Here is a 10,993-nt window from a genome sequence, read left to right on the forward strand (position 1 = left end):
CGGCGACGACCGCCGGCCTTGGCGAGGGCCAGGAAGGCGCCATCTACGTGCTCGGCGAGCAGATTACCACGGTATCGGGTATGGCCGCCAACCAGCATGGTGCGCTTGAGACGGCAACGAATGGAGCCGAGCTCTCTGCTGTGGCAACGCTCGCTCCCGACCAGGTTGTCTTTGCCTATGCGCGCTACCATGCGAGCTCCGACAGCGTCCTTGCAGGGTATGTCGATGGCAACACGGGCGGCATCTATGCATACAGCGGCTACGTGCAGCTTTCTAACCCAACGCCGACGATTGAACTCAGCAGCGATGCTGGCTTGATTGTGACCAAGACTGCCGAGGGAGACTGGCCGCAGGTCGAGCTCACGGCTCAGCTTGATCCGGGCAACGCGACGCCGCATCTCACCTGGGCTTCGAGCGACGAGGATGTCGCCGCCGTTGATGAGAACGGCCTTGTGACGTTCAAGGCTCCGGGGCGCGTTGCCATTACGGTGACGCACGACACCACGGGCGCGGTGGCGCGGATCGAGCTCGTTGCAGTCGAGCCTCAGATTTCCGGCGCAAGCGTGTACCTCGCTGAATCGACCGATGGCGAGCGCTATACCTTCAAGTTGCATGCTGGAACGTCGGGCTCGCTTACCGAATTGCCTGAGGGATATGACGTTGTTTGGACGCTTACCGACGATGCAGAATCGGGAGCGACGCTTACGCAGCTTACTTCGAACCAGTTGAGTGCACGGCTCATGCGTGGGTCGAGTGATGCTGCAAACGTCACGGTGACGGCCAAGCTCCTCTTCGAGGGTGAAGAGACCGGCATCCAGGCAAGCATGGACGTTGCAATCGAGGGTACGGTGACCGCGCCCGATGCGGAAACCATCCAGGGCCTCATTGACGTCACGGTCAGCGATTCCAACGATGAAGTCACGCACGGTGCATGGACGACCGATCTTCTGCCGAATGCCGAGGGCAAGCACGATTCGTATTCCGTGAGCGAGCCGTATCGCACGGTCAATGGTTCGGAGGCAGTGGAAACCCTTGCAGACCAGGCCATGGTGCTGTTCGAGGGTGACCAGGCGACGTGGAAGGTCGACGTGACCGTCCATGGTTCCTATTATGCGGACGCGTACAACGGGCAGGATGTAGCCGAGGGCATCGAGCATGTGCTCGTGAGCGATCCCGCAGACGTGACGGTGACGCTTGTACGTTCGGCTGATGGCGCGTGGTCGGTCGATGCTTCCTCCGAGGGCACGGTCGCTTTCGAGGTCGCATGTGATGAAGAGCTGCCGCCCGCACCCGCGGCGCCCACCGCGAGCTATGTCGCCTCGCTCGACGGCGTCTCGGTGACGCTCGACGGTGCGAACGGCCAGCATAGCGAGGGCGCGACGGGATCGGACAACGCGCATCCCAATGTGACGTTCTCGGCAGCCGACGACGCCGATGCGACGCTGCTCGCCAGTAGCTTCACGATAGGCGAGCCGGTTGAGCAGGATGGCGTGTGGACGGTCGAGGTGACGGTGGACTGCCAGGATTATCTTGATGCCTATGCCGCGATGGGCGACCCCGCCTATGGAACGCACTACTTCGCGAGCGCCGAGGAGACGGGTAGCCGCGCCTTCACGCTTGTGCTCACGGGTACGGGCGAGGATGCCGCGTGGAAGCTTGCCGAGGGAGAGGCTGGGCATGCTGCCATGACCTTCAGCATCACCTGCTTGACGCTGCGACCGGCGGAGCTTGCCATCTACACGGGCGGTGCCCAGGGCGATTCAAGTCATTTCCCTGACGCTCACGTGGTGGACGGTTTGGGCAACGTCTATACGATCGACGAGCTGAACGAGCTGCTTTCCGGCCAGACCGCACGCGTGGCGTATTTCGATGGAACGACCGAAATCACGACCGACACCGTGCCCGGCGAGTATGAGGCGCGCATCGTGATCGAACAGGATGGCGCGCAGAATCGCGACGCCGACGAGTCCGTGACGGTGACGGTGAACGACGAGGCGTACGAGTTCGCGCTCGAGACCTCGACGCTTACGATCCGTAACGCCTCCGATGCCGCCGATGCCGAGGCGGGCGGAACGAATGTCGCGCTTCTTGCTAGCGATGCGGGGGCAGACGAAATCGCAGCGGCGCTCGAGGTCGATGACGTTGTAGCGCAGCTACCGGCGGACACGCAGGTGCTCGTGAACGACCGCGAGGGCGGTTTGCTCGAGGGCGAGAGCCTTGCCGGCGTGACGCTCTTCAGCGACGAGCTGCTGGGCGCCGAGGATCTCGGCGGGATCGACCGCTACGAGGCGCTGGTCGCGCGGGCGGCGGAAGACGGCTATGAAATCGACGCTGAGCATGCGGACTTCCGGTATCTCGACCTTGTCGACGCGAATCAGTCGAACGTTTGGGTGAGCTCCACCGAAGGGGCGACCATCTACTGGAACGTGCCCGAAGGGGCGGATCCCGAGAGCCTGCAGGTGCTGCACTTCGCCGGTTTGCATCGCGAATACGGTGTGAACGCGACGGAGCTTGAACAGCAGATCGCCGACTGCACGGTGGAGGCCATGGAGCTCGATACCGCGCATGTCGAGGACGGTTACGTGAGCTTCGAGGTCGGGCGCGCCAACTTCAGCCCGTTCGTGCTTTCGTGGGAAGAACAGGAGCCTGAGGTCGCGACGGTAACATTCGACCCGCAGAGCGGCGTGTTCGCCAACTCAGATGAAGCGACGCGCACGGTGCCGGTGGGCGAGGCGCTTGGCGAGCTGCCCGTCGTGACGCGCACCAGCTACGTGTTCGATGGTTGGTTCACCCAGGCGCAGGGCGGTGAAGAGGTCACGGCAGAGACGGTGGCCAGTGCCGCCGGCGCGGTAACGTATTATGCGCACTGGTCCGTTGACCCGGCGACGTTGCCTGCGGTGCTCACGCTGAACGCGAGCGAGGGCGTGTTCGCCGACGGATCGAATACCACTACCTGCGAGGTTGCAAAGGACGTGGCGATCAGCGAATCTGACCTGCCCATCCCTACCCGCGAGGGCTATGTGCTCGCGGGCTGGTATTTCGACGAGCAGCTGGAGCAGCCCGTGGTGTTCGCGGAGGACGCCGATCCGCAGCAAGGCATCGAGGCAACGACCTTTAGTGAGGATGCGCCGCTTTACGCGAAGTGGCTGCAGGATATTTCTGACGGCGTGAGCCTTTCGGCAGATGGTTCCAGCGCGTGTGCGACCTACACGGGTGAAGCACTGCCCGTTGCACCGGTCTTCGGCGAGGGATTCCCTGAGGGCGAGCAGGCCGGCGTGACGGTGTGGTACCGCGACGAAGGAGCGGGCGACGATGCGTGGACGACCGACGCTCCGGTGAATGCTGGTACGTACGACGTGCGCCTAACCTACGACGGCACGGACACATACGCGCCGTTCGACAAGGTGTTCGAGGCGGACTATGTCATCGCCAAGGCAACCCTTGAGCAGGAGGGACTCGTTGCCGATCCTGCGGAGGTCGAAGCGGGAACCTCGCTGGCAGACGTCTCGCTTGCCGGCGCTACGGTAACGAGCTCTGTGACGGGCGCGGAGGTAAGCGGTTCCTGGAGCTGGAAGGATGCAGGCGCAACGGTTGATGCCACCGGCTCGTTCGAGGCGGTCTTCACGCCTGATGACTCTGAGAACTATGACGTGCTTACGGTCGAGGTGGCGGTGTCGGTTGCCGATGGCGGCGGCGAGGACAAGCCGGAGAACCCCGATGAGGGCGAGGAGGATCCCGACGCGCCCGGCGGAGACGATGAGAAGCCCGGAGAGGGAAGCGACCCCGATGGCTCTGGCGACCAAGAGCAGCAGCCTGGTTCGGATGCCGACGAAGGCTCTCACGACGGGGCGGCAGGCGAAGAGCTTTCGAGCACGGGCGACATGTCGATGCTGCTTGTCGGGGGTACGGCTTTGATCGGTTCCGCAGCGGTTCTTGGCGGCGCGGCGCTCAAGAGGCGTGAACGCAGCTAAGACATATCGGTAACGCAACGACGAACGGCGGCCGGGGCAGATGATGCTCCGGCCGCCGCGTAATGTCCCAAAATGCACCTGTCCCTCATTGGGACACTCATTACACGTCGATGTGGCGCTGGTCGCGCTTGCGGCGGATGCGCTTGATGCGCGAGAGCGCCTCGCTGCGACGCTCCTGCTCGCGGCGCTCTTCGATATTTGCCAGCGTGCGCTCGCGGCGTTCGGCAAGGGCGTCGGGTGAACGGCCGGCGATCTCGCGGCGAGCGGAGGAGTTCTCTGTCGGGCGCTTGCGACGGGGCATCATGCGCGCGATGTCCTCGTCGGTGGGCGACATGATGTTGAAGCGAAGCGAGAGCCAGCGCGTTCCCATGGTCACGGCGACGCACGCCACCACAGCGGCGACATGCGAAACGTCTAGCTCGACGAGGGCCATGTAGACGCAGCCGCCGGCGATGGCCGCGAGCGCATAGAGGTTGCTCCGCTGGAAGATGTTGGGAACCTTGCCCAGGAAGACGTCGCGCAGCATGCCTCCGCCCACGCCGGTGAAGAACCCCATCATGACGCAGATCATCGGATTGAAGCCGTAAACCAGGGCCTTATCTGCGCCGGTGGCGGAATAGAGCCCCACCGCGAAGATATCGAGCACGGCGATGAGCCTGTCTTGCTGTTCGATGAACGAGGGGATGATATACACCACGGTGGCGGTGATGATGGCCGCCGGGAGCGCGAGCGGCTGTTCGAGTAGATAGACGCTGCCGACCTGGAGCGTGACGTCGCGCAGCAGACCGCCGCCAAGACTGCAGAGCACGGCGAGCGCCACGGCGCCCACGAGGTCAAGCTTGTGCTCGCGCGCCGTGAGCGCGCCCGAGACAGATGCGACGACGATGGCGATGAGCTCGAGCCAGAAGGGGATGGCGACCGGTGCTTCCACGGCACCGGAGGCGGGGGAGACGAGCCGTGCGAACAGCGGTTCCGCGATTGCGATGACGTCCAACGACAAGCTCCCTCCCTCGTGGGGGTGCGACGGTTTCGAGATGGCGCGCTGCGCCCCTCACAGTATGACAGGAGGGGTGCATACATGGCGCAAGAATGTCGAAATACGCGTACGCGGTCCGGCATAGCTTCTTTTTCATGTATAAAAAATCAGCAGTTGCAATACGGGGCAGATACGGTACAATTTCCTGTGCTAACAACGGAGAGTTGTCCGAGTGGCCGAAGGAGCACGATTGGAAATCGTGTAGGCGTCAAAAGCGTCTCCAGGGTTCAAATCCCTGACTCTCCGCCAGTTGCTTATTCTGCGGCGCGTCTTCCAGGCGCGCCGATTCACCCCACGCGGAGGGGTGGCAGAGTGGTTGAATGCGGCGGTCTCGAAAACCGTTTATCCGGTAACCCCGGGTACGAGGGTTCGAATCCCTCCTCCTCCGCCAGATGGTATACGAGCCCGGTTCCCTTGGGGAGCCGGGTTTTTGCTGTCGAGCGCAGGGATTCGAACCCGCAGGGCGCGGAGCGGAGCCAACGGCGTGAGCCGTTGGCCGCGCAGCGACCCGCGCGGCGCAGCCGCGCGAGGGCTGCTTGCTCTATGAGTCGAAGACGTTAATGAGCAAAAAGCGCAGAAAGCTTCAATAAGAGAACTCTAGACAACCCTTGTTGAAGCTTTCTACGCTTTTTGCTCATGTAGGTGCCTGGCGTTGCTGAGGTTTGGAGCGGGGCGACCGGGTCGTGTGGGTGGATCCGCGCCGCAAGGCGCAGCCGCGCGGACATCCCTCCTCCTCCTTCGTCCAGCGCTTTCCATTCATGTGCGTTATCTGTTCATTTCCGCGCGCTGGTTCTGAGTGGTATGGGAAATGGTGCACATGCGCTTGAGGCTAACCTGCAGGTATTCGCATGGTGCCATATTGGTTTTAGAAAACCGCAAGATTGGTGCCAGACAAAGCCCAGAATTGTGTCAGAACGCCGTGTCATGCTATGGCTGCATGGAAGGGGTCAGGAGCGACACCGTTCTCACGCGCGAAACGACGCGCGGGCGGCTCGGGCGAGCTGGCGATAACGGAAGAGGCCGAGATATGCTCGGGCAAACTGGGACGTCGGGGGTATGTGTGGAGCTCATGAGGTTGTAGCTGCGTCTTCTTGTGATTCTTGCAACAAGCGGCTATAGTAGCTGAGTCCTTTCCTGCTTCGGGCGCACCTTCACGACCCGAAGCCGTATGTCCAGAGGAGGTGACCACATGAAGGCCTATGAACTGCTGTTCTTCGTCAACCCTTCCCTCGATCCCGAGACTCGTCTTGAGGTCATGAAGCGCATCGACACCACGATCGCCGAGGCGAATGGCAAGGTTGACAGCGTTGACGAGTGGGGCAAGCGCAAGCTCGCCTACGAGATCAACGATCTCACCGAAGGTGACTACACCCTCATCAACTTCCATGCAGATCCCGCGTCGATCGCCGAGCTCGATCGCGTTCTCCGCATCAACGATGCGGTGGAGCGCCACATGATCGTCCGTCGCGACGACAAGGAGTAGACCGTATGGAAGGGGCGCGTAAGCGCCCGGGCGGTCGAACCGCCGTGGGGCGCGCAGGCGCCTCGAGTAGTGAGAGGTAGTGAGCAAGCATGAGCATCAACCGAGTGAACATTTCCGGCAACCTCACCCGCGATCCGGAGCTTCGCATGACGAGCGGCGGCACCCAGGTGCTCTCGTTCGGCGTTGCGGTGAACGACCGCAGGCGCAACCCGCAGACTGGCGAGTGGGAGGATTATCCTAACTTCGTGGACTGCACCATGTTCGGTGCGCGCGCGGAGGCGGTGAGCCGCTACCTCAGCAAGGGATCCAAGGTCGCCATCGAGGGCAAGTTGCGCTACAGCTCCTGGGAGCGCGACGGCCAGCGGCGCAGCAAGCTCGAAGTCATCGTCGATGAGATCGAGTTCATGAGCCGCTCCAATCAGGGAGAGGGAGGCTACGCCCCCGCCCATCAGCAGGCTCCTCGCGGCTATGCGCCGCAGCCTCAAGAGCGTCCGCAGGCTCCCGTCCAGACCCCGCCGGCAACGGATTATTACGACAGCGATATTCCGTTCTAGGCTCGGGCTGGCTTGCACGAGTGCGCGGCAGCGTTGAGCTTTCGCGCAAAACGAAAGGTATTTTGACATGGCTAATGATTACTCAGCACGTCAGCCGCGTCGTAAGTACTGCCAGTTCTGCAAGGAGAACACCGAGTATATCGACTACAAGGATACTCAGCTTCTCCGTAAGTACATGACCGACCGCGGCAAGATCAAGCCGCGTCGCGTCACTGGCGCTTGCACGCAGCACCAGCACGATATCGCGAACGCCATCAAGCGCGCCCGCGAGATGGCTCTTCTGCCGTATGCGGTCCCCGTGGTTTCCTCCCGCGGTAACCGCAACCGCGACTAGCAGGCTGCGTTATTACCCATGATGGCATCCGGCGAGCGACAGGACGGTGCGGGCACCGAGATCGTTCCCGCCACCTCGCAGCCAGGTAGCCCTTCCAAGGGGCTGCTGTGGTATGCGGGTATCGCCGTCTCCGTCGCTATCATGGCGCGCTATCCCATGCTCGGGGTCATGTGCCTCGCGATGGGGCTCAGGACTCAGGCGGAGCGCTTCGACGCCAAGGGCTTGGGCATCGGTGTTGGGATCGCGTGCGGAGTGCTTGCGGCGTGGGGCGTTGCGTTCGGCTTCGAAAGCATGCTGTACGCTGTGGCGCCCGTGGGCATCTGCATCGCCGTTTCTGCGCTTATGTGGAAGAGGCGCGCAAGCGTGCTCGCCATCTCGCTCGTTGTGGTGGCAAGCGCTGCGTTCTCCATGGTGGTGGATGCGGTCGCGCTTGCCGGCATGGGGATGGGGCTCGACGAGGCGATGCTCAGCATGCTCGAAGAGGCCGCTCGCGCCTATGTGGGACGAGGTGTCGAGGCCGAGCTCGCGCTCGCAACCGCGATGCCCGTCTTCGAGAGCATCTGGCCGTTCGTCTACGTTGCCTCGTCGCTGCTGAACGTCGCCTTTGCGGGCTTCGGTTCGCTGCTAGGCGGAGTTCCGCAGGTTCGCCCGGGCAGTCGCATGTCTTATGCGGATGCGCAGGCACATGTGCCGCAGATAAGCTCGTTCGATGCCCCTCTGTGGGCGGTTGGGCTTGTGGCGCTTGCTGTTCTGGGCATCGCGGCGTCGACGCTCTCGATTCCCGAGGCGGAACTCGTGCGCACCGCATCGTGGACGCTGCTTCTCAGCGTGAGGTTCATCTTCACCGTGCAGGGGCTGGGTGTCTTGATGGGTATGCTCAACCGGTGGCGACTTGGATGCTTCACGCGCGTTGTCGTCATCATGATTGCAGTCTCGCTCGAGACGATGTTCGTCTTGAGCATCATCGGCCTCATCGACGTGTGGGCCAACTTCCGCAAGCTTCCGCGGGATGGCGCACGCGCAGAGGCGCACAGGTAAGCATGCGCCGCATATGCGGCGTGTAGGTTAGGAGATCTCATGAAAGTCATTCTTCTTGGTGAGATCAAGGGCAAGGGTGGCGAGGGCGACATCGTCGATGTCGCGCAGGGCTACGCCGAGAACTACCTCTTCCCGAAGAAACTCGCCGTTGCGGCAACGAAGGGAGAGCTGAAGCAGCTCGAGCAGCGCCGCAACAACATCGCGAAGCGCGAGGAGAAGCGTCTTGCCGACGCCAACGCGCTCAAGGCTTCGCTGGACGGCAAGCAGGTCACTGTCGACGTCAAGGTTGGCGACGAGGGCATCCTGTTCGGCTCCGTTACCGCCGCCATGGTTGCCGACGCCATCAAGGCGCAGCTCGACCTCGACATCGATCGCAAGCGCGTCGAGCTCGGCAAGCCCATCAAGGTCGCCGGCGCCCACACCGTGCCCGTGTCGCTCTACCGCGACATCCGCGCGGAGGTCGTCGTGCTCGTCGGTGTGACCGCCGCCGACGCCGCCGCCGAGGAGACCGCTGAGGTCGCCGAGGAGGCTGCTGTCGAGGAGGTTGCCGAGGAGACCGCCGAGACCGTGGAGGAGTCCGCCGAGTAGCGATTTGCCGCTCCCGCGAACATCTCATCACGTGATGCATGAAGGCTCGTGCTGTGCGCGCGGGCCTTTTTGCATGCGAAGAGCCGGCGGTGCGGACGGTGCGGGCGTTCCTGTCGGATCATGCCGCTTAACCGATGCCACAGCGATCGCAATCTGTCGCCCCACCTTGCCGGCATGCGGTTATGAACAGGAAACGGAAAGTGCTGTCAGATTATTGAGCGCAGCGCATCAAGGCGATGTGCAGGTGGAAGCACCCGAAATATCTGGCACGAGATGCGTGGAAAACCTGCTTCGAGGCGCCGCATCGGATGGGGAGGGCGGCCTCAAACGATCGGTGAGGGGAGACGCAAAAACTTTCAAGTTCATCTTGAAAGTTATGCTTGACAAATCTCGTAGGTGAGAAATCCACAGGTCGACCGTGGAGTGCGTGAAAAACCGCCTACAGATGTTCGTGTTTTCCGCATCAAGGCAAGCTTCTGATTTTGTAAAGTGCACGGTCGTTTTCCTGCACATTGAATAAGACGCATGCCTATACCTGCGAATTCACATAATACACAAATAAAGGAACGGTAAATACTGCTAAAAGAAACGGCAAAACTGAATAACCGCAGGTTGCTTGCAGTGGTGTTGAAAAGTCATACCTGTAGAGTCTTCACAATGTGGAAAACGTTGAAAACCCTTGTTTGCGCAGAACCTCGCGCCGAGGTTATGAACACTCGCATGTGGAAAGAAAAGCTGCCGAAACTGGTGCGAATCTGGTGCCTGGCACAATCCTAATGCACTAAGATTGTGCTCCCCATATCATCCCTGCGCATCCTGTGGATTGCGCCGTGCAAGAAAGGGTTGCCAAGCGTGACGCCGAACGACTATGCCCCCGCCGCCGTCGACCGCGGCGCACGTCAGGGCTTGCCCAACAATACGGAAGCCGAGGCCAACGTCCTTTCGGCCATGCTGCTTTCTCCCGATGTGGTGGATGACGCCATCTCGGAGCTCCGCATCGACGACTTCTACCGCCCCGCGCACCGCGAGCTCTTCGGCGCGATGGTTTCCATGAACGAGCGCGGCATCCCCATCGATTCCATCGCGGTCGTCGACTACCTCGCTTCGGAAAACAAGCTCGCCACCGTGGGCGGTGAGGCGTATGTGCTCGAGCTCGTAGGCAACACGATCGCGCTCGCAAACTGGCAGCACCATGCCCAGATCATGCGCCGCGACGCTCTGCTGCGCGACCTCATCAAGGCGGCCGGCGAGATCAACCGCCTTGCCTACGATGCGCCGCTCGACGCGAAAGAGGCTGTCGAGCAAGCGGAAAGCCTCGTGCTCAAGATCACGGACCGCGAGGTCTCGAGCGCCTACCGTTCGCTCACGGACTTCATGATCGAGGCATACGACGAAGCGGCGGAGGCTGCGGCGGCGGGCGGACAGGCGCACGGCGTCTCGACCGGTTATCCGAGCCTCGACCGCCTGCTGCTGGGCTTGCGCGAGGGACAGCTCGTCATCCTCGGCGCGCGTCCGGCGGTCGGTAAGACTTCGTTCGCCCTCAACCTCGCGCTCAACGCGGCTGCGGACGGCTACACCGTCGGCTTCTTCTCGCTCGAGATGTCCGGTAAGGAAATCGCGCAACGCCTCATCTGCGCACACGCCGCGGTTTCGATCTCCGATTTCCGCACCGGCCGTATCGAGCCGGCACAGTGGGCGAACATCACTGAGGCCACGCAAGAGCTGGCCAAGCTCGACATCCTCATCGACGATACGCCCGGTACCACGGTGACCGAGATTCGCGCCAAGGCGCGCCGCATGCTCCACAACAAGGAGAAGTCCATCATCATCCTCGACTATCTGCAGCTCGTAAGCCCTCCCGCCGGGCGCCGCGCGGAGAACCGCTCCGTCGAGGTTTCCGAGATGAGCCGTGCCCTCAAGATTTTGGCGAAGGAGCTCGGGGTGGCCGAACTCATTGCCCATGAAGTTCAGATAGCCCTCGCCGGCCAG

The 10,993-nt window shown here is 62.2% G+C and carries 8 protein-coding genes and 2 tRNA genes; 9 read left to right on the forward strand and 1 reads right to left on the reverse strand.

Going from position 1 to position 10,993, the window contains the following annotated elements:
* On the forward strand, window positions 1–3,971 hold a 3,971-nt coding region (locus QZ079_RS05110), incomplete at its 5' end, for an InlB B-repeat-containing protein (RefSeq protein ID WP_297035939.1).
* A gap of 100 nt (window positions 3,972–4,071) precedes the next feature.
* On the opposite strand, the gene QZ079_RS05115 is transcribed toward QZ079_RS05110, so the two are convergent.
* Complete coding sequence (locus QZ079_RS05115; RefSeq protein WP_297035943.1) at window positions 4,072–4,965, reverse strand: trimeric intracellular cation channel family protein; 894 nt, start codon at window positions 4,963–4,965, stop codon at window positions 4,072–4,074.
* 200 nt (window positions 4,966–5,165) lie between these two features.
* Between QZ079_RS05115 and QZ079_RS05120 the strand changes: the two genes are divergently transcribed.
* The 8 genes from QZ079_RS05120 to QZ079_RS05155 form a co-directional block, all read left to right on the forward strand.
* A tRNA-Ser gene (locus QZ079_RS05120) sits at window positions 5,166–5,256 on the forward strand.
* A gap of 49 nt (window positions 5,257–5,305) precedes the next feature.
* Window positions 5,306–5,398, forward strand: a tRNA-Ser gene (locus QZ079_RS05125).
* Between the two features lie 798 nt (window positions 5,399–6,196).
* Window positions 6,197–6,490 (forward strand): 30S ribosomal protein S6, encoded by a 294-nt coding sequence (rpsF, locus tag QZ079_RS05130; protein ID WP_291288787.1) that lies wholly within the window; start codon window positions 6,197–6,199, stop codon window positions 6,488–6,490.
* A gap of 89 nt (window positions 6,491–6,579) precedes the next feature.
* Window positions 6,580–7,044 (forward strand): single-stranded DNA-binding protein, encoded by a 465-nt coding sequence (gene ssb, locus QZ079_RS05135; RefSeq protein WP_291288788.1) that lies wholly within the window; start codon window positions 6,580–6,582, stop codon window positions 7,042–7,044.
* A gap of 67 nt (window positions 7,045–7,111) precedes the next feature.
* Window positions 7,112–7,378 carry a 30S ribosomal protein S18 gene (gene rpsR / locus QZ079_RS05140; protein WP_291288789.1) on the forward strand — a complete coding sequence of 89 codons (267 nt, stop codon included), beginning with the start codon at window positions 7,112–7,114 and terminating at the stop codon, window positions 7,376–7,378.
* A gap of 18 nt (window positions 7,379–7,396) precedes the next feature.
* Entirely contained in the window at window positions 7,397–8,416 is a 1,020-nt protein-coding gene (locus QZ079_RS05145; RefSeq protein WP_297035947.1) for a DUF2232 domain-containing protein, read from the forward strand.
* Between the two features lie 39 nt (window positions 8,417–8,455).
* Window positions 8,456–9,004, forward strand: a complete 549-nt coding sequence (gene rplI, locus QZ079_RS05150; RefSeq protein ID WP_291288791.1) for a 50S ribosomal protein L9 — start codon at window positions 8,456–8,458, stop codon at window positions 9,002–9,004.
* Window positions 9,005–9,856: 852 nt separating this feature from the next.
* On the forward strand, window positions 9,857–10,993 hold a 1,137-nt coding region (locus QZ079_RS05155; protein WP_297035953.1), incomplete at its 3' end, for a DnaB-like helicase C-terminal domain-containing protein.

The organism is uncultured Enorma sp., from assembly GCA_905210055.1.
In the GTDB taxonomy this organism is placed as follows: domain Bacteria; phylum Actinomycetota; class Coriobacteriia; order Coriobacteriales; family Coriobacteriaceae; genus Enorma.